The organism is Enterococcus sp. C50, assembly GCF_040887505.1.
GTDB classification, from domain to species: Bacteria; Bacillota; Bacilli; order Lactobacillales; family Enterococcaceae; genus Enterococcus_B; species Enterococcus_B thailandicus.
Map to the genome: position 1 here is coordinate 146,043 of NZ_JBFOFW010000004.1, position 26,366 is coordinate 172,408.

The following is a 26,366-nucleotide window of genomic DNA, read 5'->3' on the forward strand; positions in this document are numbered from 1 at the left end:
GAGGTAAAACAATGATTGAACGTTATCTAACGGTCAAAGAAGATGGCCAAAGTGAAATTGAAATAAAAAAATCCCGATTTATTTGTTCCTTTAAACGCGTGACGACTGAAGAAGAAGCCAAAACGTTTATCCAAGCAGTCAAGAAGGAACACTGGAAAGCAAATCATAACTGTAGTGCTTTTGTCATTGGTGACAAAAGTGAGATTCAACGCAGTAGTGATGACGGAGAGCCAAGCGGAACAGCTGGCATCCCCATGCTTGAAGTTTTAAAAAAGAATGAACTCATCAATGTCGTTGCCGTTGTCACACGTTATTTTGGTGGTATCAAATTAGGTGCTGGTGGACTGATTCGTGCTTACACACAGGCTGTTTCTCACGGTCTAACTGAGGTTGGTATTGTTGAAGGTACCTTACAACAAGAACTCGCCGTTGCCATTACCTATCCTCAATTAGGAAAGCTAGAAAATTTTCTTGAGCTACAACAAGTGACTGTCAAGGAAACTCGTTATACTGATCAAGTAATTGTTGTTTGTATGGTTGATGAAACAGACATCTCACAGTTTAAAGCAACTGTCACTGAACTATTGAATGGACAAGTCACTTTTGAAAAAGGACCAATTTCTTATCACGAAAAACTCATCACACTAAATAAAAAATAAGCAAAAATAAAACAAGCTGAAACAACGAATTGTTTCAGCTTGTTTTATTTTTCTAGGTAAAATTCAAATCGGTTACCAACATATTGCGTACGTACGTATTCAAACGGTGTTCCTTCTTCAAAATAAGAAACTTGTCGTAATCGTAGAACTGCGTCCCCACGTTTGACTTCTAAGTATTCAGAAATCTGCTCTGAAGCTAACATAGCAGAAATCGTTTGGTTTGCATGCCCAATTTTCTTTCCACCTTTTTCTTCTAACGTTCGATACAAAGATTCTGTAATTTCTGATTTGCTATAGCCGTCAATGATTTTCTGTGGAATACTAGCAACTTCAAAACAGATTGGCACGTTATCTGCATAACGAATGCGCTCCATTCGAAGAATCACGTCCTCTTTCTCTAATTGTAATTTTTCCATCTCACTTGAACTAGGTGATGTTAAGAAATAAGAAACCGTTCGACTAGAAGGTACTCGATTTTGTGACTCCATAATTTCGGTGAAACTAGTTGTTCCAGACATTTTCTCTTGAACTTTTTCACGCGCAACATAAGTCCCAGAACCAATTTTTCTCTCTAAGATCCCTTCATCTGCTAAATTTTGGATTGCTTGGCGCAAAGTCATTCGACTCACATTAAATTTCACAGCCAATTCTCTTTCAGAGGGAAGGCGGTCACCGATTTTCCAGACCCCTTGTTCAATCTCATTTTTTAATTGATCATGAATTTGTATATATACGGGTAACTGATTTGACATCTGATTTCATCCTTCCTTTCGTTTTCTTTATTATAACTGGTATATACCTGATTCTCAACAAAAAAAGGATTTTCTCCGTTAGGTAATTGAAACCATTCAGCTTGTTTTCCTTAAGAAAAAGAGGAAAAAGTAAGTTTTAAACCTACTCTTTCCTCTTTTATTTTTGGTACAGTTAAGTTGTTTAGGAGATCGTTTCTTTTGCTAATGTTTTATTAGCTGTTGCCATCATTAAACGAATGCGATTTAATTGATTGACAATCGAAACGCCCGGATCATAATCAATCGCTGCAATATTTGCTTTAGGGTATTGACGACGCAATTCTTTGATGACTCCTTTCCCAACTACGTGGTTAGGCAAACAGCCAAATGGTTGCATACAAACAATGTTATTCACATCATGCTTCAACAGTTCAATCATTTCTCCTGTTAAGAACCAACCTTCACCTGTCTGATTTCCAATGGACAAAATTTTACTTGCATCTTCTGCTAAGTCTTGAATTGACTGGATTCCATCAAATCGTTCTGATTTTCTCAAGGCTTTATCCATTGGTTTTTCAATCATTTCAATCATCCGAATCGCAAATTGCGCGAGCAACTTACTTTGTTTAGCCATCCCAAGATTTTCATATTTCCAAATTTGGTTGTATAAGGAATAGTTCATAAAACCAACAATATCAGGAACGACCGCTTCTGCACCTTCTGCTTCGAGTAAGCGAACAATATCGTTATTAGCAGTTGGAGAATACTTAACTAATATTTCTCCAACGACTCCGACTTTTGGCTTTTTCACATCAGAAATCGGTAAGGTATCAAATGCTTTGACAATTTTTTTCATATTGCTATTAAACAACGTTAAGGAGCCATTCCGAACATTTTTTTCAACTCGTTGTAGCCATTCTTCATGTAACCGATCAACTGTCCCTTTTTCTAACTCGTAAGGGCGCGTACGATAGACGACTCTTTCAAACAAATCACCATATAAAAAGGCAATCGCCAAACGTTTCAACATTGGAAACGTGAATTTAAATCCAGGGTTTGATTCAACCCCTTTGTTCCCCATTGAGACTGAAACAACTGGAATATTTCCAAATCCAGCATCATTCAACGCTTTTCTAAGTAATGGAATATAGTTTGTCGCACGACAGCCACCACCAGTTTGAGTCATCATCACACTTGTATTTTCCAAATCGTACTTACCACTTTCCAAGGCTTCCACTAGTTGACCAATGGAGATGATTGCTGGATAACACGCATCATTGTTCACGTATTTCAGTCCAACATTGATTGCTTCATTATCCTCTGCTGGTAAGCAGACAACATTGTAACCAGAAGCGTTTAACGCGACATCAACTAAGCCAGATTGGTGAATTGGGCTAAGCATTGGCAACAATAAAGTATGTTTTTCTTTCATTTCTTTTGTAAAGACGATTTTTTCTGGTTCTTCAAATCGTTTGACTGGAACAAAATTTTGCTTGACTCGTTCATTGACTGCTGCTTTTAAGGATCGTAACCGAATACGAATTGCTCCGAGGTTTGCACCTTCATCAATTTTTAGAACTGTATAGATTTTTCCATATTGCTCCATGATTTCTTCGACTTGGTCTGTTGTTACGGCATCTAAGCCACAACCAAATGAATTCAATTGAACTAATTCAAGATTTTTTGATTTTGCAACAACTCGTGCAGCCGCATATAGCCGTGAGTGGTACACCCATTGATTCACGACGCGTAAATTCCCAACGTCACCTAAATGAGAAATGCTGTCTTCTGTCAAGACATGGAAACCTTCTTGCGTAATTACTTCTGAGATTCCATGATTGATTTCTGGATCTAAATGATAGGGACGACCTGAGATAACAATTCCCCGCTCATTTTTTTGATTCAACATCAATAAGGTTTCTTCACCTTTTTTCTGAATATCTTCCTTAAACGTTGCTAATTCTTCATACCCATGATGCAACGCTTTCGCAATCTGTTCTTCCGAAAAATCAAAATCCGCAAAAGTTTGATGTAAGACTTTTGCTACTGCCGATTCGTTCGCTAAGTTGATAAATGGATTCCGATAATCAACTTTACCATCGCGAATGTCATCCACATTATTTTTAATAACATCTGGATAACTTTGGACAATGGGACAGTTGAAATGATTATCCGCTTCAGTTGATTCTTGTCGTTCAAAGACAACGCCTGGATAGAAAATTCGTGGAATACCTGCATCAATCATTGCTTGAATATGCCCGTGTGTGATTTTAGCTGGATAACACGCTGTGTCACTTGGAATTGTTTCCATTCCTTGCTCGTATAATTCTTTGTTTGAGCGTGGGGATAATTCTACTCTGAATCCTAAATCAGTGAAAAAAGTATGCCACAAAGGATAGTTTTCATACATATTTAAGACTCGAGGGATACCAATCACACCATTGACTGCTTCTTTCTTACGTAATGGACGGTATTTAAACAAACGACGATACTTATAATCGACTAGGTTAACTTTTTTATCTTCCTTCTTGATCTTGATTCGAGCGCCACGTTCACAGCGATTTCCCGTGATAAATTGGCGACCATCAGAAAATAACGTAACTGTTAACATACAGTTATTTTCACACAAACCGCAATGCGTAAATTCCTTTTCTGCAGTAAAGTGATCAAGCTCTTCTTCTGACAAAATGGTGCTTTCTTCACCTAACGCATAATTTTCCATGGCAATCAGCGCTGCTCCGTAAGCCCCCATCAGTCCAGCAATTGAGGGACGAACAACTTCGCGTCCACTAATCAATTCAAATGCGCGCAACACCGCTTCGTTATAAAAAGTTCCACCTTGGCAAACAATTTTTTCGCCAAGATCTTCTGGTCTACGAATCTTAATTACTTTATAAATAGCATTTTTGATAACAGAATAAGACAACCCAGCAGAAATATCTCCTACAGATGCACCTTCTTTTTGAACTTGCTTCACTTTCGAATTCATAAAGACTGTACAGCGAGAACCTAAATCAACTGGTGCTTTGGATTCCACTGCAGCTTTCGCAAAATCTCGTACATCATAATTCAATGATTTAGCAAATGTTTCAATAAATGAACCACAGCCAGAAGAGCAGGCTTCATTTAATTGGATTGAAGAAAGCACACCATCTTTGATCGTCATGGCTTTCATATCTTGACCACCAATATCTAAAATAAAATCAACACCAGGTTGGAAAAAATTTGCCGCTTTGTAATGCGCCATCGTTTCCACTTCACCAATATCAACTTTTAAAGCATTCTTGATCAATAATTCGCCATAACCTGTTGCTGCTGCTTTTCCGATAAAAACGTCTTCTGGTAATTGACTGTATAATTCTTTTAGCACTTTCATCGTTGTTTCTAAAGGCTGGCCTTCATTATTACCATAGAAAGAAAAGAGAATCTCCCCTTCTTCATTAATCAAGGTAACTTTTGTCGTTGTTGAACCTGCATCGATTCCTAAAAATGCTACACCATGATGTTCTGAAAGTAATTTTTCTGAAGCAGTCGCTTGTGCATGACGCTCGCGAAAAGCGGTCAAATCTGCCTCTTCTTCGAACAACGGAGCTAACGTAGTTGACGGGGTCAATTGTGCTTGATTACCATTTTCCAAAGCATCAAGTAAAGACTCAATTGTCGTCACTCGTGCTTCTTCAGCGTAAAACGCGGCACCCATTGCCACAAATAACTGCGGATTTTCTGGAAAAATGACATTTTCTGGCGCAATGTCTAACGTTTCAACAAATCGTTTGCGTAATTCTGACATAAAGTACAGTGGACCACCTAAAAATGCCACTTTGCCTTTAATTTTTCGTCCAGCTGCCAATCCAGCAATTGTTTGATTTACTACAGCTTGAAAAATACTCGCTGCAATATCCGCTTTATCTGCTCCTTCATTGATCAATGGCTGTACATCCGTTTTAGCGAACACGCCACACCGTGAAGCAATCGGGTAGATTTGCCGATATTCCTTGGCTAGCTCATTCACACCATTTGAATCAGTTTTCAACAAAACAGCCATTTGGTCAATAAATGCACCTGTCCCGCCAGCACAGCTACCATTCATACGTTGTTCCAGTGCACCTTCAAAAAAAGTAATTTTCGCATCTTCTCCACCTAATTCAATCGCCACATCTGTTTCAGGAATTATTTCTTCGACCGTGCGTGTACACGCAATCACCTCCTGAACAAAAGGAATGTTCAATACATCGGCAAGTCCCATACCGCCTGATCCAGTAATTGCCATTGCAATTGGTTGGTTTTGAACCAAGGCTTGTGCTTCACGTAAAGTCTTAGCTGTTGCTTTCTTGACATCTGAATAATGACGTTCATATTTAGAAAAAATTGTTTGATTTCGTTCATCTAGTAATACTAATTTGACAGTCGTAGACCCAACGTCAATTCCCGCTCGTAAGTTCATCTGTTCTTCACCCTCCTCAAACAGACAGTTTGTTGATTATCTAACAAAGTGTCTGTTATACTACTTATGTATATTTTAGGAACAATTTATTGGTTTTGCAACTGGCAAACACCCCCTATTTGTGAGATAAGCAACAAACAAATCAAAAATGTCGAATAACAAGTGAGGAATTTTTTATGGTTAAGAAAATTGATCTTCGAGTGAAGCGAACACACAAAATGATTATCGAGGCATTTATTCGCTTGGTGGAAGAAAAAGGATATGATAACGTGACCGTGCAAGATATTGCCGATGAAGCAATGATTAATCGTGCGACCTTTTATGCTCATTTTAAAGACAAACAAGATCTCTACGAACAAATTTTTGAAATGGCGATCAACGCCTTTACCTCTGTGTTAGATTTGGAACAACTTGTTCATGGCAACCGGATCAAAGTCAAACAAATCATTGCTGCACTGACGAATATTTACAAAAATATCCAAGAAAGAAAAGCTTTCTTTTTGACCATCATGGACGGTTCATCCAACGAGCTTTTGCGTAAAAAACTAGAAGAACTTTTATACAATAAATACGCAAACATCTTCAATCGCTTGAAAATTACAGAAAATGAACTTGAAGTGCCCATCGATTTTATCATCGAATACATGACTTCGATTTTTATCGGGACTCTTCACTGGTGGATTACTAGTGACACGAACATGTCGGCAGAACAATTGGCTGCTTTAGTCGTAAAATTAGTAGGAAACGGTCACCTAACTGTATTAGGAATCGAAGTCGAAAGATAACAAAAAACTGCCAAGCCGCTTTTTTTAGCGTTTGGCAGTTTTTTGTTATTATTAGCGGTTTTTTGCTAACCATTTTTTCGTATGATTGGTTGGACGTTTTGACTTGATTTGGACTGCTTTTTTTGCATTTTTTGGAAGTCCGACTTCTACATCATATTTTCCGGATTTAACCAAATCATATATTTTCTCAGCAGTTTCATCGACTTTTTCTTTCCATTTCATTCTCTTCACCCTTTCCATTTAAGTGCCTAATTTAACTCTAGCCTAATTCTTCAAATACTTCAAGAAGCAAGACACTGTAAGCAAAAAAAAAACGAGATAACAGAAACTGTTATCTCGTAAACGTCCATTTCATAACTGGGGTAGCTGGATTCGAACCAACGCATGAGGGAGTCAAAGTCCCTTGCCTTACCGCTTGGCTATACCCCAATAAAAAAATGGAGGAGAGTGGATTCGAACCACTGAACCCTAAGGAACGGATTTACAGTCCGTCGCGTTTAGCCACTTCGCTACTCCTCCGAAAGGTCTGTATCAACCTGACTTAGTTATAATACCTAATTTCACAGATTTTTGCAACCCTTTATTGAAAACTTTTTTGATATTTTTTTAGTCTTGTAAATTCCAATGGCGAATTACTGTTTCTATCGCATTTTCAAGACTTTTTTCTTTCCCAAAATCCTCTTCACCGAAAAATATTTCGAATTCTTTTGGGCCATATGCTAAAATTTCACCAATATTTTTTTTACCAATAAATAACTGAGTAACCTCATAATTTTTGCCATTAATTACTTTTTGGATTTCTTCTACTCGTACTTCAATATCTTTATTCTTTTTTGACATCATTCTCACCTCCCACCTATTTTAGCATACTCTCCACAATAAAATATACCCTGTTTACTCAACAGGGCATACAATCATTCTTTTGTTTCATTTCTTTTCGTTTTCATGCTTCTCTTTGACTTCGAGCATAGTAATTCGCAGCAGCGCCAACTAAATTTGCATCATTTCGATAGTCACATAATAAGATTTCTGGAACAAAATCGTGTAGATCCAACTTGTCCATTAATTTTTCAATACGTTGATTCAATTCGTCAATCAGCCCCTCTTTTGCAGAGATCCCACCACCGAGCACAATCACTTCTGGATCAAATGAAAACTGAATACTGAACAGTCCTTTTGCCAAGTAATCATAAAATTTTTCCACTTCTTCTTGTGCAATCACATCACCTGATTCAGCCAGTTGAAATACTTCTTTTCCAGAATAGGTCATCTTGTCTAAACCTAAACGTTCACAATAACGCCAAGCCATCTGCACAGCAGTTCCTAAGCGGCTGAATGTTTGATCACCATCTAAAAACATCATCCCGAACTCGCCACCATAAAGATGAGCACCTTTGTTCATTTGTCCCTTCGTAAACATTGCACCACCAATTCCTGTCCCAATAACAACAAATGCAACATCTTGGTAATTGCGCGCTGCACCTTCATAAAATTCTGCCATTCCAGCACAATTCGCATCATTTTCAATGGTAATTGGTAATCCAAATAATTCTTCTAATTCTTTAAAAATATTAAATCCGTGAATATAAGGAATCGCACTAATTCCCTCAATAATTTGATGCTCACTGTTAACCACACCGGGAGCGCTGATACCAATGCCTTCAATTGCGTTTGTTTCAGCAAACGCTTGGTATGTTTCACTTAATTTTTGTTTCATTTCTTCCCAAGTACCAGGTGTTGGAAATTGGTTGGTTGCTTCTAACTGATGGCCATTCCAATAACCATATTTTACTGCCGAACCACCAAAATCAAATACAAGAATTCCCATAACTATTTTCGCTCCTTTTTGCTTCCTAAAAATATTGTAAAACAATCCTTATATTTTTGAAAGCCTTTTCCGTAAATGGTTAGGGAATTCTAGCGAAGCGATTGAATCGTTCTGGCTAAGGTCACTTGATCTCTTAATCGAATACCTTCTTCATAAATGGGCTCTACATAGTTTTTGATAAAATAATCCTTTTCTCGGGAAATTTCGCTAAAGCCCTTCTTTTGATACAAATGTAGAGCAGCAGAAGTAATGCTGCCTGTACGAATGATGATTTGTGTTTGGCTATCTACCTCTTCAATGATTTGTCGGAATGCAGCTTCTAATAATAAGCCACCGATTCCTTTTCCCTGACTTTGTGGTGCTACTGCAACATTCATGATTTCAAATTCGTTTTTTGTTGCGACAAAAATCAAGACCCCTAGCGTTTCTCCATTATCTTTCCAAACAATTCCTTCTCCTTGCTCAAGATAAGCAAGAACTTTTTCTTTTTCAGGATCTGCATCCAATAGCAAATCCCAAGGAAGTTCATTTGGTTTTAATTGCTCGATCATCGGTAACCTTTCTCCTTTCAACGACAAAAAAGAGTAAACTTTTCCCTTTTACTCTTTTCCTTCATAATCTGGCTGTTCTTTGTCGACTGTATTCCTTGTTAATTTAAAGTTCTTTGGCACATAGTCAATGCCCCCTCTTACAAAAGGATGACAACGTAAAATTCGTGCTGTTCCCATCAATGTTCCTTTCACAGCCCCATGTACTTGAATCGCACGGATCATGTAATTCGAACACGTTGGATAATACCGACAGCTCGGTGGAAATGCTGGCGAAATGAATCGTTGATAGCCTCTTACTAAATAAATCAGAAATTTTTTCATCTACTCTGCCTCACTAATCATTCTATGTAAAAAGGAGCTGCGACAAAAGTTTGCCACACCCCCTTAGATCTCAGTTAAAAAAGTCTCGAATATGAAGCCACAAATCAAGTTGGAAAACTCGGAAAGGATTTCCGCCACCGATTACGCCGTAACCAATCATTGTACCGGCAATAAAAAGAAGAAAAAGTAAGATGATTACAATTAAAATCTTCATCAAACTGACTAAAATATAACGATGGTTACTCATTCAAACACGTCCTTAAGCGATAGTTTGTGCAGTTTTTTCTGTTGGTGTTTGATCCATTTCAACACGTTCAACATTTGCACCAAGTTGTTGTAATTTCAAATGGAAATTATAATAGCCACGATCTAAATATTTCAAATTACGAACACGTGTCACACCATTTGCTTTTAATCCAGCTAAAATCAACGCAGCAGCAGCACGTAGATCCGTAGCATATACTTCTGCACCTTGTAATTCATGTGCCCCTTCAATCATTGCAACATTCCCATCAATTTTAACGTGCGCATTCATACGACGCATTTCTTCTAAATGTTGGAAACGATTTTCAAAGACTGTTTCAGTTACGACACTTGTGCCTTCAGCAACCATTTGAATGGCTGTCATTTGTGCTTGCATATCTGTTGGAAAGCCAGGATGAGGCATTGTTTTCACGTCAGTTGGTAATACATGTTTTGGTCCAACAACACGAACGCCGCCTTCTTCATCTGTAATCGTCGCACCCATTTCTGTTAACTTAGAAATCAAAGGACGATTGTGTTCAGAGATTGCATCAGCAATTAAAACATTTCCTTCTGTCATTGCTGCGGCGACCATGAATGTTCCTGCTTCAATACGGTCTTGAACGATTGAATGTGTCACTGCATGTAAATGCTCCACACCTTCAATACGCATTGTTTCTGTACCAGCACCATAAATATTGGCACCCATTTTATTTAAGATATTTGCTAAGTCAACAATTTCGGGTTCACGAGCAACGTTTTCGATAATCGTCGTACCTTTTGCTTTCACAGCAGCCATCATGATATTTTGTGTTGCACCTACACTTGGAAAGTCTAGGTAGATAGTATTACCAATCAATTCATCAGCGATTGCTTCGATATAACCGTTTTTTTGGATAATCTTTGCGCCTAGCGCTTGAAATCCTTTTAAATGCAAATCAATTGGGCGTTTGCCAATGGCACAGCCACCAGGCATTGCCACTTTTGCATGACCATTTCTGGCTAACAATGGGCCCATAACAACGATTGATGCGCGCATTTGACTAACATATTCATAAGGCGCTTCGATTTCTAATTGTCTTGACGCATTAAGTGTCACTTGATTTTGATCTTCATCAAAGTCAACATCTACATTCAAATGACGAATCACTTGATTCATTGTAAATACATCTGAAAGAATTGGAACATTTGTTAATGTTGTTGTTCCTTCTTCCGCTAATAAACTAGCAGCTAAAATTGGTAATACAGCATTTTTAGCTCCTTCAATTTTGACAGTTCCTGTTAATTGATTGCCACCTTGTACGATGATCTCTTCCATGTTGTTCCCCCCAAAAAAATTCCAATGAGCATACTCTTACTCAAAATCTTTTTTATTATAGCATTTCTTCTTTTAAAATAGTACCCTTTTTTGAAATTAGATACTAACAAAAAGATTCCGACATAACGCTATGATTTCTAGAAAAAAATTACTGGCAGTGTATCCTAAAAAAATTGAAAAAAAGACAATTACCATTCTGATTTGCGTAGTATTCTGCATATATTTAAAAAACGTTTCTGTACGCAAAGAACGCAAAGACCAAAAAGCTAAATAAATAAACGCTAAATGACTCACCATTCGAATAATCGCGTCAATTCCATAGACTTGCATCATAACGTCCTTTCTTGCATCTATTTACTGTAAACTCAATAAAACGATAATACCATAAATTTTCTAAAAGGAAAAATAACTGTGCCTTTTTTACATAAAATAAATGCAATTAAAAAAACTGTGCCAAAATCAAGGACTGACTTTGGCACAGTTTTTATCAAAAAATAAGTTCATTTGAATCTACGTGTGCTTAGAAACATTAATCCGATTGATTGCACGGTGTAATGCAACAGTTGCACGTTTCAATTCATTCGTATCTTCTTTTTGTTTTGCTTCTTCGATTTGGCGTTCTGCTCGTTGTTTTGCTCTTTCAGCACGAGAAACATCAATATCGCGCTCACGTTCCGCAGTATCTGCGACGATTGAAACTAGATTATCACGAACTTCCATGATTCCTCCGTTAACGGCAATCCAGTCAACGTGCGTATCAGAGTCCGTTCTTTTGATGCGAACTTCATCAATGGCTAAAGGAACGATAATTGGAGCATGTTTCGGTAAAATCCCCAATTCTCCAGCAGTTGTACGTGCAACGACAATTGCTGCATGGTGATCATAGACCAAGCCGTCAGGTGTTACCACATTAACTGTTAAAAATTGATCCATGGGGCACCCCTTTCTAGTAGCCTAGTTTTTTCGCTTTTTCAACGACATCTTCAATTCGACCTACGCTTCGGAATGCTTCTTCAGGAAGATCGTCATATTTACCTTCCAAGATTTCACGGAAACCTTTAACTGTTTCTTCAACAGGAACGTATGATCCTGGAAGACCAGTAAATTGTTCTGCAACGTTAAAGTTTTGTGACAAGAAGAATTGAATTCGACGTGCACGAGAAACTAAAACTTTTTCTTGATCAGATAATTCATCCATCCCTAAGATTGCAATGATATCTTGCAATTCACGGTAACGTTGTAAAACGTGTTGGACTTCAGTAGCGACTTTATAGTGTTCTTCCCCAACGATTTCCGGTGCAAGTGCACTTGAAGATGATGCAAGTGGATCTACCGCTGGATAAATCCCTTGTTCAGTTAATTTACGTTCCAAGTTGGTCGTTGCATCTAAGTGAGCAAATGTTGTAGCTGGCGCAGGGTCAGTATAGTCATCGGCTGGTACATAGATTGCTTGGATGGAAGTGATTGAACCTTTTTTCGTTGAAGTAATACGTTCTTGTAATTGACCCATTTCTGTTGCTAAAGTTGGTTGGTAACCAACGGCAGAAGGCATACGGCCAAGTAAGGCAGATACTTCTGAACCAGCTTGTGTGAAACGGAAAATATTATCAATAAATAGTAATACGTCTTGACCTTCAACATCACGGAAGTATTCAGCAATTGTTAAACCAGTCAAGGCAACACGCATACGCGCACCTGGTGGCTCATTCATTTGTCCAAACACCATCGCTGTTTTTTCAATAACGCCAGAATCTTTCATTTCATAGTAAAGGTCGTTCCCTTCACGTGTACGTTCACCAACACCGGTAAACACAGAAATACCACCATGTTCTTGTGCGATATTGTGGATCAATTCTTGGATCAGTACGGTTTTACCAACACCGGCACCACCGAACAAACCAACTTTCCCACCTTTAAGGTAAGGAGCTAATAAGTCAATAACTTTGATCCCTGTTTCTAAAATCTCAGTACTTGTGCTTAATTCATCAAAATTAGGTGCTTTTTTATGAATTTCGCTTCTTTCAGCATCTTCTGGGAAAGGTTTTTCTAAATCAATTGTATCCCCTAATACGTTGAATACGCGACCTAATGTTTCTTTACCAACTGGAACAGAGATTGCTTTGCCTGTATCGACAACTTCCATCCCTCTTTGTAAACCGTCTGTTGATTCCATCGCAATCGTACGGATTACACCGTCACCTAGTTCTAGGGTTGCTTCAAGAACAACTTTTGATTTTTTCTCATCTTTTTTATAAACAACTAAAGCGTTGTTGATATCTGGTAAGGATTGGTCTAAAGAAAATTCCACGTCGACAACGGGACCGATTACTTGAACAATCTTGCCTGAACTCATCTTTTTTCCTCCAATCTCAATACTATTCTAGTGCCGAAGCTCCGGCAACAATTTCGGTAATTTCTTGGGTAATAGCCCCTTGTCTTGCACGGTTATAAGAAACCGTCAAGTCATCAATAATGTTTGCAGCATTATCAGTTGCTGTTTTCATTGCAGTCATGCCTGCTGCGTGTTCGGCAGTTTTAGCATCTACAATCGCACCATAAATCAAACTTTCAGCATATTGAGGCAATAATTGAGCTAAGATTTTTTCTTTTGAAGGTTCAAAAATATATTCTTGCTCAAAGCTTGTTGCTTCTTCTGGATCTAAATCTGAGATTGGTAACATCTTTTCTACACGAAATTGACTAGTTAATGAATTTATATGGTGGTTATAGCACACATATAATTCGTCAAAAACTTCATTTTGATACATTGTTGTAGCCATGTTTACGATTTTTCTAACTTCGTCAAAACTTGGTTGGTCAGATAAGTTACGTAATTCATACGCAAGGTCAATGCCACGAGCTTTGAAAAAGTCTGCGCCAGTACCACCAATTGCAATCATCACATACTCGTCGGATGATTGGTGATCTTCTTCCAAAATAGACATCGTTTGTTTCAAAATTGAACTATTATAACCGCCAACTAAACCACCGTCAGCTGTGATGACAATATAGCCTGTCTTTTTAACAGGGCGACTAATCAACATTGAGTTATAATTAATGTCATTATTTGTGTTTGAAGAAGCAATATCACTTAATTGGGTTGCTGTTAAATGCGTAACGATTTCTCTCACTTTGTTCGCGTAGACCTGAAACTTCTTAGATGAAGCTTCCGACTTCGTTAACTTTGAAGCAGAAACCATTTGCATGGCACGCGTAATTTGACTTGTTTTTTTCGTTGAAGCAATACGTGTCTTAATTTCATTTAGTGAAGCACCCATTCATCTCACCTCACTATGCATTTTGAATGGATTTCAATTTGTCTTCTGTCGAGGATGTACTACCTTTAGAAGCTAAGAAAATGTCTTTATATTCTTTGATTACGCTGTTCAACTCATCTTCTTCTGGAAGATCTTGTGTTGTACGGATAATTTCAAAGATATTTGGATGATTTGTATCCAAGTATTCAAATAATTCACTTTCAAAGTCAAGAATGCTATCCACTGGGATGCTGTCTAGGAAACCATGCGTCAATGCATATAAAATGACTACTTGTTTTTCTACAGCAAGTGGTGCATGTAATTTTTGTTTCAAGATTTCTACAGTACGACGACCACGATTTAATTTAGCTTGTGTCGCTGCATCCAAATCTGAACCAAATTGCGTAAATGCTTCAAGTTCACGGTAACTTGCTAAGTCAAGACGTAGCGTTCCGGCAACTTTTTTCATTGCTTTGATTTGTGCAGAACCACCAACACGGGATACAGATAACCCAGCATCAACGGCTGGACGTGTTCCTGCGTAGAACAAATCACTTTCTAAGAAAATTTGTCCATCAGTGATTGAAATAACATTTGTTGGAATATATGCAGAGATATCTCCTGCTTGTGTTTCAACGAATGGCAAAGCAGTCATTGAACCGCCACCTAATTCATCACTTAATTTTGCTGCGCGTTCTAGCAAACGTGAATGCAAGTAGAAAACATCCCCTGGATATGCTTCACGACCTGGCGGACGGCGTAGTAGTAGTGAAAGTTCACGATAAGCAACAGCTTGTTTTGATAAATCATCAAAGATAATCAAAACATGTTTGCCGTTATACATGAATTCTTCACCCATCGCTGTACCAGCATAAGGTGCAATGTAAAGTAATGGTGCTGGTTGAGAAGCACCCGCATTGACTACGATTGTATAGTCCATAGCGCCATATTTTTTCAATGTTTCAACTTGTGTACGTACAGTTGAATCTTTTTGTCCAATCGCAACGTAGATACAAATCATATCTTGCCCTTTTTGGTTGATAATTGTATCAATTGCAATGGATGTTTTACCTGTTTTACGGTCACCGATAACTAATTCACGTTGACCACGACCAATTGGTACTAAAGCATCGATTGCTTTTAGACCTGTTTGCATTGGTTCATTAACTGATTTACGTTGCATAACACCTGGTGCCATTGCTTCTACGGGACGAGCTTTATCGGTAACGATTTCTCCTAGTCCATCAATCGGTTGACCTAAAGGATTCACGACACGTCCAATCAAAGAATCTCCAACTGGAACTTCCATGATTTTACCTGTACGTTTTACTTTATCACCTTCACGAATGGATTCGAAATCACCAAGGATAATAATCCCTACATCATTTGATTCTAAGTTTTGCGCCATTCCGTATGAGCCGTTTGAAAATTCAAGCAACTCACCACTCATTGCATTTTCCAATCCATGCGCACGAGCAATCCCGTCACCGACGTATGTGACAGTACCAATTTCTTCAACTGAAAGCACGCTTTGATAATTTTCAATTTGTTCTTTAATCAAGGCACTAATTTCTTCTGCTTTGATGGCCATTCGATTCACCTACCTCTTTGTACTATCTATTTAATTGATTACGCATTGTTTCCAATTGCGTCCGAATGCTGCCGTCGATCACTCGATGGTCGGCTTCAACAATTGCGCCACCAAGAATAGAAGAATCAACGATTGTTTCTAATTCAACTGTTTGATAGTTCATTGTTTTTGCTACATTCTGTTCTAATTTTTTTAACTGTTCATCAGATAAAGGAACGGCAGTTTTTACTGTTCCAAGTAATAATCCATTATTCTCATTATAACGATGTTCATATTCGTCAATCATGAACAACAGATCATCCATCCGATTGTAATTGTAGACCACTTCTAAAAAGTTCTTAACAACACCGTCATAGCCACTAATCAACTTATCCATGATAAGTCGTTTTTCATGTGGTTCTAAACGAGCATCACTGAGCACTTCCCCTAATTCAGGGACTTTTTCATAAATTTTACGCAAGCTCAACAGTTCTTGATAGATTTCTTCACTCTTGTTTGAATCGATCGCCAGTTCAAACAAAGCTTTTCCATAGCGTCTACCGACAGTATATTTATCTAGTTTCATTTGAAGAACCTAGACCTTCGATATATTGGTTGATTAATGATTCATGCATTTCTGGAGATAATTCTTTATTCAAGATTTTTTCCGCAATTTGAAGTGAAAGATCAGCAACATCGTCTTTAACAGAGTTTAACGCATTGTCACGTTCTAACGTGATATCCGATTTAGCTTTGTTTTTTAGACGAATAACTTCATCTTGTGTATCCTTCAAAATATTTTGGCGGCTAAGTTCTCCACTTTCTTTCGCATTTTTAATAATTTCAGCTGCGTCAGAGCGAGAAGCTAACAATTGTTGTTCGCGTTCTTGTTCCATTTTCGCTGAGTTGATGCGAGATTGTTCTGCAGAATCTAAATCATTGGCGATCTTATCTTCACGTTTCTTCAAAATTTCACTAATTGGTCCCCAAGCAAAATGCTTTAAAAGAGCAAGTAGGATCAAAAATGAGCCGCTGACAACGATGATATTACCTAACATCGGATTGCCAACTTCTGCAATTGCCAATTGATTCAGCATAAGCTAGCCTTCCTTTCTTTGAGGTCTCTCTAGTTTCAATGAGAATAATATAGTACTTAACTTCTTTCTACATGAATACTAGAATTAAAGCGATAACCACACCAAGAATAGGAACAGCTTCAACTAAGGCTACCCCAATAAACATTGTTGTACGTAATTGACCAGACATTTCAGGTTGGCGAGCCATTGATTCGATTGTTTTTGAGATTACCTTACCATTACCATAACCGGCACCGATTGCTGCCCCTAAAATTGCGATTGCTGCTGCGATATAATTCATAATATTTTTTCCTCCTAAAATAAATAGTAAATTACTTAAATAAATATTACTCTTCTACTTCAATCTTATGGCTCATATAAACCATCGATAAAGTGACAAAGACAAATGCTTGGATGCTTCCGATAAACAATGAAAATGCAATCCAGATCATCTCTAATGGAATCGCTAATGGCAAGGATAGCCACCCTAGACTTGTCATCATTTTTGCAATCAAGGTTAGCAAAACTTCCCCCGCAAAAATATTCCCATAAAGACGTAAAGCAAGTGTTAATAAGTTTGTAAATTCTTCAATGATCTTCATTGGTAACATGAAACTATACGGTTTCAAGAATGAATTTACAAAATAGCCTTTCAACCCAAATCGTTTTACCCCAAACAAATGTGTAAGTAAAATCATCATAAATGCCAAGGTCAATGTCACAAATGGGTCAGCTGTTGGGCTTTTCCAAAGTGTCGTTTCATCTGGTAATACGATTTTTGTCATTAGACCGATATTATTTGCAATAAATACAAATAAGAATAAGGTAAATGCAAGTAAATGGAAATTACTTAGTTCTTTTCTAGGCAAGTTATCTGTAACGATTCCTCGACTAAAATCTATTACCCATTCAATCGCATTTTGTTTTCCAGTTGGTTTCATCTTTAAGTTACGCGTAAAGAAGTACACTAGAAAGAAAACGATTAGACAAGTCAATAACACCATCATACAAACAGTACCATCAAACCACACAGGTCCAATGTGGAACGTTAGCGAGCGTTCATCCAATTCATTTCACCTCTTTTCTCTTTTCCCTGAAATTCACATGAAATAACTTTCAAGTGCGCATTTGGTTTCTCTGAAAAAATCTGATCATAACCAATCGGTATCATACCACCATGAAACAGAAAATACAAAACATTTTCATGAAAATTAGACACTTTTTCGTTTCAGTCTAATTTGATGAAGTTTTCACTTAAATTATGATGGTGATTTTCTAGGAAAACCTTTAGTAATCGTGCTTTATCAGATTAAATGCTACCAAATTTTATCACTAAGTAAAAGTAAAAGCACCGAATATGCGAAAAAGGATATTGAAATTATCTGGAGAAATTTTTCAACGTCCGATCAATTTGACGATCGACATCTTTACGCTTCAAATCTTCTCGTTTGTCGTAGGACTTTTTCCCTTTAGCTAAACCAATCAAAACTTTGGCGTACCCATTCTTGATGTACACTTTTAATGGGACGATTGTTACCCCTGCATTTTTTGTTTCACCAACTAGTCGGGCAATTTGTTTTTTGTGCAAAAGTAGTTTGCGTGTCCGCAACGGATCGTGGTTAAAAATATTTCCCTGTTCATACGGACTGATGTGGACATTATATAGGAAGGCTTCGCCATTTCGAACACGTACGAATCCATCTTTTAGATTGATTCGGCTATTTCGAATCGATTTGATCTCAGTCCCTTGTAAAACCATGCCTGCTTCCATCGTGTCAATAATCGAGTAGTCATGGCGAGCCTTCTTATTTTGTGCAATTAATTTTCCCTCGCCTTTTGGCATTCTACTTCCCCCAAACTATCTTATTTTTTCTTTTTCTTAATTCCTTTATAGAAAGGTTTTTTACCACCTTTTCCTTTTTTCTTAGCAGGCTGGAAGTCATTTCTCTTCCCGCCTACTTTTTTATTTCGTGGAGCTGCTTTGCGTCCACGATTTTGATTTTGTTTGCCTGATGCTTTCCCTTTTTGCTTTGCTTTTGGTCGTTCAAGTTGAGGCACTTCTTCTGCCGAAACTAACTCAAAATCAACTGCTCGTTCTTCTGGACTTGCTTTGACCACTTTGACGCGGACCTTTTGCCCAATTTTAAATGTTAGCCCCGTTCGTTCGCCGACTAATGCTAAATGATTTTCAATAAAGTGGAAATAGTCTTGTTTCAAGTCATTGATGTGGATCAGACCTTCGATTGTATTAGGTAGTTCAATAAACAAACCGAATTTTACCACTGAGCTAATGATCCCATCAAACTCTTCCCCGACTTTATCCATCATGTATTCTGCTTTTTTCATTGCATCAACTTCACGTTCTGCTTCCACTGCTCGGCGTTCCATTTTTGAGCTGTGTTCAGCAATGTCTGGAAGTTCTGCAGACCAGATTGCTTGTTTTTCTTCACTACGATCTTCACCATAAGAACGAATCAAACGGTGAACAATCAAGTCTGGATAACGGCGAATTGGTGAAGTAAAGTGTGTGTAGTACTCTGCTGCTAAGCCATAATGACCGTAGTTTTCTTCTGAATAACGAGCTTGTTGCATGCTTCGTAACAACATCGTATTAATTACCGCAGATTCAGGCTTTTCTTCCACATCTTCGATTACTTTTTGCAAGTCTTTCGGCGTAATCGTACCTTTTGTCCCTCTAACTAGGATTCCTAATGCTGAAGCAAAGTCAAAGAAGCGTTGCATTTTTTCTTCCTTAGGTTGTTCATGAATTCGATAGATGAATGGTAAATGAAGATCATGATAATGTTGCGCCACTGTCTCATTGGCAGCAAGCATAAATGATTCAATCAAGCGTTCCCCTACACCACGTGTTCGCAGCAAAATATCCAATGGATGTCCTTCTGGATTCACTAACACTTTCGCTTCGCGATCTTCAAAAGAAATAGCCCCACGGCGAATCCGCATACTCTCTAAAATCTCGTGTAGTTCTTTCATGGCTTGAAACATTGGCACTAATTGTTTATAACGTTTCATTGTTTCAGGTTCTTCATCTTCTAAAATTTCATTCACGGCAGTATAAGTCATTCGTTCGGTTGTTTGAATAACACTTTGGAAAATCTCATGACTCACGACATGCCCACTTGAATCAATTTCCATTTCACAACTCATCGTCAATCTTGGCACATGTGGGTTTAATGAACAAATTCCGTTTGACAATCGTTGTGGAATCATTGGGATCACACGGTCAGTCAAATAGACACTTGTTCCACGATCATAAGCTTCTCGATCAAGCTGGCTTCCTTGTGTTACATAATAAGAAACATCTGCAATATGAACGCCTAAAAAGTAATTTCCATTTGCTAGTTTGCGAACAGTTACTGCATCATCTAAGTCCTTTGCATCTTCACCATCAATCGTTACAATCAATTGATCCCGTAAATCACGTCGACCAACCAAATCTTTTTCATTGATATGATCAGGAACTTTATCTGCTTCTGCCACTACATCATCAGGAAATTTTGTTGGAATTCCGTTTGCTACAACGATTGATAAAATATCCATACCAGGGTCATTTTTATGGCCAATTACTTGTTTGACAATTCCTTCTAAACTAGTAGCATAGCCATTTTCTGGGTAATGGGTCAATTCTACAATCACGATACTTCCATCTACTGGGCGGATTCCTTCTGCAGCTGCATACACCTTAAACTTTGTTAATTTTTTATCTTTAGGGATCACGACACCATAAAGATCCGTTTCTGCTTCTTCCTCAGGTGAATAAGCAACGAACTCACCAACGAGTTGTGTTGTTCCACGTTTTCGGATTTCAACAATCTTTCCTTCAGCTCCTCGATCAAGTGCCGTATCTGCTGTTTTAATAATATCGATTGCTACAGTGTCTCCGTCCATTGCATAACCAGTTGATTCTTTCGGGATATAGACGTCATCTTCTTCGGGATCAATCGTTACAAAACCAAAGCCACGTTCATTGCCACGAAACGTTCCTTCAATCAATAATGGTTGTAATGGTAATTTCACTTTACCTTTCTTATTAAAAACGATGCTTTGCTCTCTTTCCATTTGTGCAATTGTTTGAACTAATAATTTAAAGTCTTCACTTTTTTGAAAGCCTAAGCCTTCTGCAATTTCTTCCATTGAAAAGCTTTTTTTACGGCTACTTTCCATAAAAAAAATAATTTTTTCTTTAATTGTTTCTTTTGTCATTTATTTTCCTCATTCCAGGGTAATTTCTCTAAAAATTCTAAGACATCTCGTTCTAACTCCCGCCGAGCGTTTCCAACCGTAATCACATGCTTACTGGTTGGATACCATTGAAGCGTTACTCGCTGTTTATTCAAACGACGAGCCGTTTCATAAACACCCATTGGATCAATCATTTCATCTTGACCTGCTTGAGCTAGGAACATTGGTGCTTGAATTTTTGACAGCTTTTCATTTGCATAAGCTGCTTGTTCTTGTATATCTGTTAATTGTTCCTTAACTAAGGGACGATAAATTTCAAGTTGTTGCTGAATTTCTGTTTCTGACAGTCCTGCGATATTCAATACTTGTTGTGCATAAATGAGAAAGTTTTCTGGTACATTCGTTTCTACTGGTGAAATTGGTGAACAGAAAAAGCCGCCTCCAATCACATTTTCTTCTTCAAGTAGTCTTGTCGCAAAAATACCACCCATAGACAAACCAAAAACAGCAATCTCATGAAAGCCATTTGCTTTTAAAAACGCGAGTGCTGCTTTCGCATCTTCCCACCAAGTTGTGGCGTCTTGATGTAAAATATCTTCTGGATTCAACGTTCCATGTCCCGAAAACATCGGTGCATAAACAGTATAATTTGCTTTTTCTAAAAAACGGCAAAGCATTCGGACATCGTTTGAGCTACCTGAATATGCGTGCAAAAGTAAAACAGCTTTCTCTCCATGCTCCGCATAAAATGATTTTGGTAAACTTCCTTTCAATTCAATCACCTCTCGCTCTTCATTTTAACATAGTTGCACTCAGAAACTTCTCGTTTTCACCTGCTCCACCAATAAAAAAAGCCCCTCGCAAATCGGCGAGAGGTTTCTTGATTAGTTTGAAGATAAAAACGCTAGGACAAATAATAAAATCATCCAAACGGCTCCCAGCACAGCAGTTGTTCGTTGCATCACGGCTTCGAAGCCACGTGCTTTTTGCTTCCCAAACAACTGATCCGCTCCACCAGTAAATGCGCTCGCTGCACTATTTTGTTTACTTGGCTGCATCATAATTGCGATAATCATGACGATTGATAAGGCAATTACGATTCCTAAAATTAAATTATACATACGCTTCAGCTCCTCCTTCTTTGAAAAATATCATCTCTTTAACTTTACCATAGAATGAAAATAAATTCAAAATAAGGTTATAAAAGAAGGTTGTAGCTTCAAGCTTCGAAAAAATAAGAAGCAACTGATAAAAGTATTTTTTCATATTTTTGAACAATTATAAATCATTTTGCGAAGTTGCTTTGGTGACACCGTGAATAAAATTATGGCGCAAAGCATCTCGTTCCTACAAACTAGTGAACAGTCTGATAAAATAGCTCCCATTACTTTATTGATCTATGGCTTGTTGCGAGAATTTTTTGGGAAACATCGAAAAACTTTATCTTCCAATGTTTCATCGCAAATAGCAATGTTTTCTTTCCAACGCTAGCTCCATACGTTTAAACTCCTCATGAAAATCGACTTTCAACAATCTATTCAAAAAAAAAGAGTCACGTCAAACGTAACTCTTCTACTTGTTTCTATTTATTTGCGTAATACATCTCCATATTCAGGTTTTGTATCAAATTCTTTTTTAGCAAATGGGCATAGTGGAATAATTTTTTTACCTTCGCGACGAGCTAATTCAACACCGCTATTCACTAATTTTTCCGCTAATTTTTGTCCACGATAAGTAGGTTCGACAAATGTATGATCAATAATCATGATATCTGGTCCAGCATCAGACCAAGTCATTTCTCCAATTTCTTGTTGTTCATCATTGTATAAAGCAAAACGATTTTTTTCTTCTTTGATTTCCATTTTACACTTCATCCTTTCGAATAAACTTCAATGCGCCACTCGGACATGTTTGAATAACGCGACTACTTTCATCAGCACTTGCATTATCCGGCATGATCCACGGTCTGCGACCAACTTCAAAAACAGCTGCATTCCCGCGAACACAATTTCCACTGTGGATACAAATCTCTTTGTTATAAAAAATGTCTATCTTTTCACCCGAATATTTTCGATAACCAGCTTCAAACAATTCTTCTTCGGTTGAAAAATGTTCATTGTTCACCTGTTGCCCCATCATACCACCCCTAAAATAACTTGTGTTTTTGTACAATTCATTCTAACAATCTCTCTTCAAACCAGCAACTATTTATCCTCGCAAACAGGAGTAGTCAGATAAAGTATTCTTTTTTAATAAATCACACGTAACTACTCCGTCAGATCTTTGACTTGGAGTTCACTATAAATATAAATTGCTTATAGGAAACTTTGCGAATTTTTTCTTCTATATTAATTAGTAGTTTGACAACTCATCATTCAAGAATGCAACACGATTTATTGCCCAGCTAAAATTCGTTCATTGATAAAAGAAAACACAACAGTCCAATAAGTCTTTGGCTCATTCAATACTGCCGCTAGATGCTCTGCATTTGGAACCAATAGTAATTCTTTTTCCCCCGCTGTTGCATTTTGCACAGTGTAAGCTGCTTCAACAGGCACAAAATAATCGTGTTCACCATGGATAATTAATAGTGGTAAATGATTACTACCTAGTTGGCGTGTAGCAGATGCTTGTTTCAAAGAATAACCAGCATATTTTTGGGCGTAAGAATTTGCATATCTCATAATCAACCACTTTGGAAATGAAGTTAACTTGCTTAGCATATAACGAAATTCTGCATAGACAGAAACATACCCGCTATCCAAGATAAAGCCTTTCACAGAAGAGGGCAGCTTCTCACCACTAGCCATCATAATCGTCGAAGCGCCCATTGAACCGCCATGTAAAACAATCGAAGCATCCGGATATTCTTTCATCAGTTGCTTGATCCAAGCAATCAAATCCAGACGATCCAACCAGCCCATTCCGATGATTTCTCCTTCACTTTCGCCATGGGCACGTAAATCTGGAATCAAAACATTAAACCCTTGTTCTGCATATTTTTTCCCAACAAAAGACATGTCACGCTTGCCCGTGCTTCGGTAATCATGGATACAAATCACCCAATTTTTTTGTCTTCGATCTGTAACAAACCATTTTCCCGTTAGTTTTAATCCATCGTGACTTTTGATTGTTTCTGTTACACCTGTTTGCCAAAAAGATTCTGCCGCTTCTTCTAACTGTTGTCGTTTTTCTTCGACAATTTCAGTCGCTGCAGGATCCATTAAGAGGTGTCCTGTTGTTTCATACCAGTTATGACCTCGTTGTACACCAACCGTGATCAACTTTTTTGCATAAGAATAAGAAATAACATTAAAAATAATAGCAAGAATCACGATTACTAAAATAAAATACAACATAATAATCAATTAATCACCTCCACCACTCAGCTATCCTTGATTTTTCACTATGCAATCAATTAACCAAGACTGATTTTTTCTTTAAAGAAAATTCAAGTAAACTATATTTTTATTGTACCATTCTAATAAATAAAACTGTTGAATTTTTAAATACTTAACTTAAAAAAAGAGTGAAACAAAAGCAATAATCGCTAATCCGCCTTGTGTAATAATAATTTTTTTATCACTCGTTATGCTTCCATACAAAGCCACTAAAATAATATAGACTAGCAAAACCTTTGCTAACTCACTACCTGCGGAAGAAACATATGTCGCATAAAGCAATCCTACTCCAATCAATCCATTGTAAATTCCTTGATTCTTGAATAAAACATTTACTGACGGACGTGCTAATTCTTCTTTTGATAAATGAAACACTCGTCCAGTGGTTGCTGATGTCGTTGCGAACGTCTCTAAATACATAATATAAAAAAATTCGATTGCTACTAATGTGATGATGATCGTTGAAAAAAGATGCATGTTGTTCCTCTCCTTAGCTACTTATTGATGCTATTTATCATATAAAAATTCGACCAGCTTGTAAAACAATTAACTACCTAGTATTTTATGGACAAAAAAAAACGTGGGGCAAGCCCCACGTCTAAAAATAGTTAATTAATAAAAATTATTTATTTTTCAAGTTGTAGAAAGATTTCAAACCTTTGTATTCAGCAACTTCACCAAGTTGGTCTTCGATACGTAATAATTGATTGTATTTAGCAATACGGTCAGTACGTGAAAGAGAACCAGTTTTGATTTGGCCAGCGTTTGTCGCAACAGCGATATCAGAGATTGTTGAATCTTCTGTTTCACCAGAACGGTGAGATACAACTGCAGTGTAACCAGCTTCTTTAGCCATTTCAATTGCTTCAAAAGTTTCTGTCAAAGTACCGATTTGGTTAACTTTGATAAGGATTGAGTTAGCAATTCCTTTTTCGATACCTTCAGCTAATTTTTGAGTGTTTGTTACGAACAAGTCGTCACCAACTAATTGAACTTTGTCGCCTAATACGTCAGTTAATTTCTTGAATCCGTCCCAGTCGTTTTCGTCTAGGCCATCTTCGATTGAGATGATTGGGTATTTAGAAACTAATTCTTCGTAGAATTTGATCATTTCGTCAGTTGTTTTTTCGCCTTCGCCTGAGTCAGCTAAAACGTAAACACCTTTTTCTTTGTCGTAGAATTCTGAAGAAGCAGCATCCATAGCAAGAACAACGTCTTTACCAGGTACATAGCCAGCTTTTTCGATAGCTTCGATAATAACTTCGAAACCTTCTTCATTTGAACCAAGGTTAGGAGCAAATCCGCCTTCGTCACCAACTGAAGTTGCTAATCCGCGACCTTTTAAGATTGCAGCTAAAGCGTGGAATACTTCAGCACCCATACGTAGAGCTTCTTTAAACGTTGGAGCTCCTACAGGCATAATCATGAATTCTTGGAAGTCGATTGAGTTATCAGCATGTGATCCACCATTGATGATGTTCATCATTGGAGTTGGTAATACTTTTGTATTAAATCCGCCTAGGTAGTGGTATAAAGGTACTTCTAGGTAGTCAGCAGCTGCACGAGCAACAGCAATAGATACACCTAAAATAGCGTTCGCACCTAATTTACCTTTGTTAGGAGTTCCGTCTAAAGCGATCATAGCTTTGTCGATAGCCATTTGGTCACGTACATCGTAGCCAATGATTGCTTCAGCAATGATGTTGTTTACGTTGTCAACAGCTTTAGTAACACCTTTACCACCGTAACGAGCTTTGTCGCCATCACGTAATTCAACTGCTTCGTATTCACCAGTTGAAGCACCTGAAGGAACCATTCCACGGCCAAAAGCTCCGCTTTCTGTGTATACTTCTACTTCGATTGTTGGGTTACCGCGTGAGTCTAAGATCTCGCGAGCGTAAACATCAGTAATAATTGACATGTTTTGTCTCTCCTTTGAGTTTGTTTTTATCCTAAGGGATTTCCCTCATATACGATTT

The 26,366-nt window shown here is 37.7% G+C and carries 29 protein-coding genes and 2 tRNA genes; 2 read left to right on the forward strand and 29 right to left on the reverse strand.

Going from position 1 to position 26,366, the window contains the following annotated elements; translation table 11 throughout:
• The first annotated feature begins 11 nt into the window (after positions 1 to 11).
• Complete coding sequence (locus AB3I20_RS06975) at positions 12 to 659, forward strand: YigZ family protein (protein ID WP_067483791.1); 648 nt, start codon at positions 12 to 14, stop codon at positions 657 to 659.
• 44 nt (positions 660 to 703) lie between these two features.
• On the opposite strand, the gene AB3I20_RS06980 is transcribed toward AB3I20_RS06975, so the two are convergent.
• Together AB3I20_RS06980 and AB3I20_RS06985 are read right to left on the reverse strand one after the other, a co-directional pair.
• Positions 704 to 1,411: a GntR family transcriptional regulator gene (locus tag AB3I20_RS06980; RefSeq protein ID WP_067483789.1), complete on the reverse strand. Its 708-nt coding sequence runs from the start codon at positions 1,409 to 1,411 to the stop codon at positions 704 to 706.
• A 181-nt stretch (positions 1,412 to 1,592) separates the two neighbouring features.
• Entirely contained in the window at positions 1,593 to 5,834 is a 4,242-nt protein-coding gene (locus AB3I20_RS06985) for an acyl-CoA dehydratase activase-related protein (protein WP_368027129.1), read from the reverse strand.
• Between the two features lie 176 nt (positions 5,835 to 6,010).
• On the opposite strand from AB3I20_RS06985, the gene AB3I20_RS06990 reads away from it, so the two are divergent.
• Positions 6,011 to 6,619 carry a TetR/AcrR family transcriptional regulator gene (locus tag AB3I20_RS06990; RefSeq protein WP_067483786.1) on the forward strand — a complete coding sequence of 203 codons (609 nt, stop codon included), beginning with the start codon at positions 6,011 to 6,013 and terminating at the stop codon, positions 6,617 to 6,619.
• A 51-nt stretch (positions 6,620 to 6,670) separates the two neighbouring features.
• Here AB3I20_RS06990 and AB3I20_RS06995 read toward each other — a convergent pair whose 3' ends face one another.
• The 27 genes from AB3I20_RS06995 to eno form a co-directional block, all read right to left on the reverse strand.
• The gene (locus AB3I20_RS06995; RefSeq protein ID WP_086270628.1) at positions 6,671 to 6,841 is read right to left on the reverse strand and encodes a hypothetical protein; all 171 of its coding nucleotides are present in this window, start codon (positions 6,839 to 6,841) and stop codon (positions 6,671 to 6,673) included.
• Between the two features lie 135 nt (positions 6,842 to 6,976).
• Positions 6,977 to 7,048 (reverse strand) — tRNA-Gln (locus tag AB3I20_RS07000).
• Between the two features lie 9 nt (positions 7,049 to 7,057).
• Positions 7,058 to 7,138, reverse strand: a tRNA-Tyr gene (locus AB3I20_RS07005).
• Positions 7,139 to 7,225: 87 nt separating this feature from the next.
• Positions 7,226 to 7,462, reverse strand: a complete 237-nt coding sequence (locus AB3I20_RS07010; RefSeq protein WP_172843719.1) for a DUF2969 domain-containing protein — start codon at positions 7,460 to 7,462, stop codon at positions 7,226 to 7,228.
• Between the two features lie 100 nt (positions 7,463 to 7,562).
• The gene (locus AB3I20_RS07015; RefSeq protein ID WP_368027130.1) at positions 7,563 to 8,447 is read right to left on the reverse strand and encodes an ROK family protein; all 885 of its coding nucleotides are present in this window, start codon (positions 8,445 to 8,447) and stop codon (positions 7,563 to 7,565) included.
• Between the two features lie 89 nt (positions 8,448 to 8,536).
• Positions 8,537 to 8,998: an N-acetyltransferase gene (locus tag AB3I20_RS07020; RefSeq protein ID WP_086270627.1), complete on the reverse strand. Its 462-nt coding sequence runs from the start codon at positions 8,996 to 8,998 to the stop codon at positions 8,537 to 8,539.
• 48 nt (positions 8,999 to 9,046) lie between these two features.
• Positions 9,047 to 9,319, reverse strand: coding sequence for a membrane protein insertion efficiency factor YidD (gene yidD / locus AB3I20_RS07025; protein WP_067483780.1), 273 nt, complete (start codon positions 9,317 to 9,319; stop codon positions 9,047 to 9,049).
• Between the two features lie 70 nt (positions 9,320 to 9,389).
• Entirely contained in the window at positions 9,390 to 9,566 is a 177-nt protein-coding gene (locus AB3I20_RS07030; protein WP_067483778.1) for a DNA-directed RNA polymerase subunit beta, read from the reverse strand.
• Between the two features lie 12 nt (positions 9,567 to 9,578).
• A complete protein-coding gene (murA, locus tag AB3I20_RS07035; protein WP_067483776.1) occupies positions 9,579 to 10,880 on the reverse strand; it encodes a UDP-N-acetylglucosamine 1-carboxyvinyltransferase in 1,302 nt (433 codons plus the stop codon).
• 96 nt (positions 10,881 to 10,976) lie between these two features.
• Positions 10,977 to 11,210, reverse strand: coding sequence for a DUF1146 family protein (locus AB3I20_RS07040; protein ID WP_368027145.1), 234 nt, complete (start codon positions 11,208 to 11,210; stop codon positions 10,977 to 10,979).
• Between the two features lie 180 nt (positions 11,211 to 11,390).
• Positions 11,391 to 11,813, reverse strand: coding sequence for a F0F1 ATP synthase subunit epsilon (locus AB3I20_RS07045; RefSeq protein WP_067483772.1), 423 nt, complete (start codon positions 11,811 to 11,813; stop codon positions 11,391 to 11,393).
• Between the two features lie 13 nt (positions 11,814 to 11,826).
• Positions 11,827 to 13,233, reverse strand: coding sequence for a F0F1 ATP synthase subunit beta (atpD, locus tag AB3I20_RS07050; RefSeq protein WP_067483770.1), 1,407 nt, complete (start codon positions 13,231 to 13,233; stop codon positions 11,827 to 11,829).
• A gap of 22 nt (positions 13,234 to 13,255) precedes the next feature.
• Complete coding sequence (locus tag AB3I20_RS07055; protein ID WP_067483768.1) at positions 13,256 to 14,158, reverse strand: F0F1 ATP synthase subunit gamma; 903 nt, start codon at positions 14,156 to 14,158, stop codon at positions 13,256 to 13,258.
• 13 nt (positions 14,159 to 14,171) lie between these two features.
• Positions 14,172 to 15,728, reverse strand: a complete 1,557-nt coding sequence (atpA, locus tag AB3I20_RS07060) for a F0F1 ATP synthase subunit alpha (protein WP_067483766.1) — start codon at positions 15,726 to 15,728, stop codon at positions 14,172 to 14,174.
• 22 nt (positions 15,729 to 15,750) lie between these two features.
• Positions 15,751 to 16,293, reverse strand: coding sequence for an ATP synthase F1 subunit delta (gene atpH, locus AB3I20_RS07065; protein WP_067483764.1), 543 nt, complete (start codon positions 16,291 to 16,293; stop codon positions 15,751 to 15,753).
• On the reverse strand, positions 16,280 to 16,804 hold the full coding sequence (gene atpF, locus AB3I20_RS07070; RefSeq protein WP_067483762.1) for a F0F1 ATP synthase subunit B: 525 nt from the start codon (positions 16,802 to 16,804) through the stop codon (positions 16,280 to 16,282). The genes atpH and atpF overlap by 14 nt, the downstream gene beginning before the upstream one ends.
• Positions 16,805 to 16,871: 67 nt before the next feature.
• A complete protein-coding gene (atpE, locus tag AB3I20_RS07075; RefSeq protein WP_067483760.1) occupies positions 16,872 to 17,084 on the reverse strand; it encodes an ATP synthase F0 subunit C in 213 nt (70 codons plus the stop codon).
• A 46-nt stretch (positions 17,085 to 17,130) separates the two neighbouring features.
• The gene (gene atpB / locus AB3I20_RS07080; RefSeq protein WP_067483758.1) at positions 17,131 to 17,850 is read right to left on the reverse strand and encodes a F0F1 ATP synthase subunit A; all 720 of its coding nucleotides are present in this window, start codon (positions 17,848 to 17,850) and stop codon (positions 17,131 to 17,133) included.
• A gap of 311 nt (positions 17,851 to 18,161) precedes the next feature.
• Positions 18,162 to 18,626 (reverse strand): SsrA-binding protein SmpB, encoded by a 465-nt coding sequence (gene smpB, locus AB3I20_RS07085; RefSeq protein WP_067483756.1) that lies wholly within the window; start codon positions 18,624 to 18,626, stop codon positions 18,162 to 18,164.
• Positions 18,627 to 18,646: 20 nt separating this feature from the next.
• Positions 18,647 to 21,007 carry a ribonuclease R gene (gene rnr, locus AB3I20_RS07090; RefSeq protein ID WP_075491432.1) on the reverse strand — a complete coding sequence of 787 codons (2,361 nt, stop codon included), beginning with the start codon at positions 21,005 to 21,007 and terminating at the stop codon, positions 18,647 to 18,649.
• On the reverse strand, positions 21,004 to 21,759 hold the full coding sequence (locus tag AB3I20_RS07095; RefSeq protein WP_067484143.1) for a carboxylesterase: 756 nt from the start codon (positions 21,757 to 21,759) through the stop codon (positions 21,004 to 21,006). The genes rnr and AB3I20_RS07095 overlap by 4 nt, the downstream gene beginning before the upstream one ends.
• Positions 21,760 to 21,870: 111 nt before the next feature.
• Positions 21,871 to 22,107: a preprotein translocase subunit SecG gene (gene secG, locus AB3I20_RS07100; protein ID WP_067483752.1), complete on the reverse strand. Its 237-nt coding sequence runs from the start codon at positions 22,105 to 22,107 to the stop codon at positions 21,871 to 21,873.
• A 465-nt stretch (positions 22,108 to 22,572) separates the two neighbouring features.
• A complete protein-coding gene (locus AB3I20_RS07105) occupies positions 22,573 to 22,848 on the reverse strand; it encodes a GNAT family N-acetyltransferase (protein WP_067483750.1) in 276 nt (91 codons plus the stop codon).
• Between the two features lies 1 nt (position 22,849).
• Positions 22,850 to 23,125, reverse strand: coding sequence for a (4Fe-4S)-binding protein (locus tag AB3I20_RS07110; protein ID WP_067483748.1), 276 nt, complete (start codon positions 23,123 to 23,125; stop codon positions 22,850 to 22,852).
• 254 nt (positions 23,126 to 23,379) lie between these two features.
• On the reverse strand, positions 23,380 to 24,351 hold the full coding sequence (locus tag AB3I20_RS07115; RefSeq protein WP_067484142.1) for an alpha/beta hydrolase: 972 nt from the start codon (positions 24,349 to 24,351) through the stop codon (positions 23,380 to 23,382).
• A 153-nt stretch (positions 24,352 to 24,504) separates the two neighbouring features.
• Positions 24,505 to 24,864 (reverse strand): DUF1304 domain-containing protein, encoded by a 360-nt coding sequence (locus AB3I20_RS07120; RefSeq protein WP_067483746.1) that lies wholly within the window; start codon positions 24,862 to 24,864, stop codon positions 24,505 to 24,507.
• 145 nt (positions 24,865 to 25,009) lie between these two features.
• Positions 25,010 to 26,308, reverse strand: coding sequence for a phosphopyruvate hydratase (gene eno / locus AB3I20_RS07125; RefSeq protein ID WP_067483744.1), 1,299 nt, complete (start codon positions 26,306 to 26,308; stop codon positions 25,010 to 25,012).
• Between the last annotated feature and the right edge of the window lie 58 nt (positions 26,309 to 26,366).

Coding starts and splice junctions, on each gene's coding strand:
- AB3I20_RS06995 (WP_086270628.1), bottom strand. CDS start 6,841: ATGAAATGGAAAGAAAAAGTCGATGAAACTGCTGAGAAAATATATGAT.
- atpD (WP_067483770.1), bottom strand. CDS start 13,233: ATGAGTTCAGGCAAGATTGTTCAAGTAATCGGTCCCGTTGTCGACGTG.
- AB3I20_RS06980 (WP_067483789.1), bottom strand. CDS start 1,411: ATGTCAAATCAGTTACCCGTATATATACAAATTCATGATCAATTAAAA.
- AB3I20_RS06985 (WP_368027129.1), bottom strand. CDS start 5,834: ATGAACTTACGAGCGGGAATTGACGTTGGGTCTACGACTGTCAAATTA.
- AB3I20_RS07055 (WP_067483768.1), bottom strand. CDS start 14,158: ATGGGTGCTTCACTAAATGAAATTAAGACACGTATTGCTTCAACGAAA.
- AB3I20_RS07030 (WP_067483778.1), bottom strand. CDS start 9,566: ATGAGTAACCATCGTTATATTTTAGTCAGTTTGATGAAGATTTTAATT.
- murA (WP_067483776.1), bottom strand. CDS start 10,880: ATGGAAGAGATCATCGTACAAGGTGGCAATCAATTAACAGGAACTGTC.
- rnr (WP_075491432.1), bottom strand. CDS start 21,007: ATGACAAAAGAAACAATTAAAGAAAAAATTATTTTTTTTATGGAAAGT.
- AB3I20_RS06990 (WP_067483786.1), top strand. CDS start 6,011: ATGGTTAAGAAAATTGATCTTCGAGTGAAGCGAACACACAAAATGATT.
- AB3I20_RS07110 (WP_067483748.1), bottom strand. CDS start 23,125: ATGATGGGGCAACAGGTGAACAATGAACATTTTTCAACCGAAGAAGAA.
- atpA (WP_067483766.1), bottom strand. CDS start 15,728: ATGGCCATCAAAGCAGAAGAAATTAGTGCCTTGATTAAAGAACAAATT.
- AB3I20_RS07040 (WP_368027145.1), bottom strand. CDS start 11,210: ATGCAAGTCTATGGAATTGACGCGATTATTCGAATGGTGAGTCATTTA.
- AB3I20_RS07010 (WP_172843719.1), bottom strand. CDS start 7,462: ATGATGTCAAAAAAGAATAAAGATATTGAAGTACGAGTAGAAGAAATC.
- secG (WP_067483752.1), bottom strand. CDS start 22,107: ATGTATAATTTAATTTTAGGAATCGTAATTGCCTTATCAATCGTCATG.
- atpE (WP_067483760.1), bottom strand. CDS start 17,084: ATGAATTATATCGCAGCAGCAATCGCAATTTTAGGGGCAGCAATCGGT.
- AB3I20_RS07020 (WP_086270627.1), bottom strand. CDS start 8,998: ATGATCGAGCAATTAAAACCAAATGAACTTCCTTGGGATTTGCTATTG.
- AB3I20_RS07105 (WP_067483750.1), bottom strand. CDS start 22,848: ATGGAAATCAAAGAAGAAAAAAATCGTTTTGCTTTATACAATGATGAA.
- eno (WP_067483744.1), bottom strand. CDS start 26,308: ATGTCAATTATTACTGATGTTTACGCTCGCGAGATCTTAGACTCACGC.
- atpF (WP_067483762.1), bottom strand. CDS start 16,804: ATGCTGAATCAATTGGCAATTGCAGAAGTTGGCAATCCGATGTTAGGT.
- yidD (WP_067483780.1), bottom strand. CDS start 9,319: ATGAAAAAATTTCTGATTTATTTAGTAAGAGGCTATCAACGATTCATT.
- AB3I20_RS07045 (WP_067483772.1), bottom strand. CDS start 11,813: ATGGATCAATTTTTAACAGTTAATGTGGTAACACCTGACGGCTTGGTC.
- AB3I20_RS07120 (WP_067483746.1), bottom strand. CDS start 24,864: ATGCATCTTTTTTCAACGATCATCATCACATTAGTAGCAATCGAATTT.
- AB3I20_RS07015 (WP_368027130.1), bottom strand. CDS start 8,447: ATGGGAATTCTTGTATTTGATTTTGGTGGTTCGGCAGTAAAATATGGT.
- AB3I20_RS06975 (WP_067483791.1), top strand. CDS start 12: ATGATTGAACGTTATCTAACGGTCAAAGAAGATGGCCAAAGTGAAATT.
- smpB (WP_067483756.1), bottom strand. CDS start 18,626: ATGCCAAAAGGCGAGGGAAAATTAATTGCACAAAATAAGAAGGCTCGC.
- atpH (WP_067483764.1), bottom strand. CDS start 16,293: ATGAAACTAGATAAATATACTGTCGGTAGACGCTATGGAAAAGCTTTG.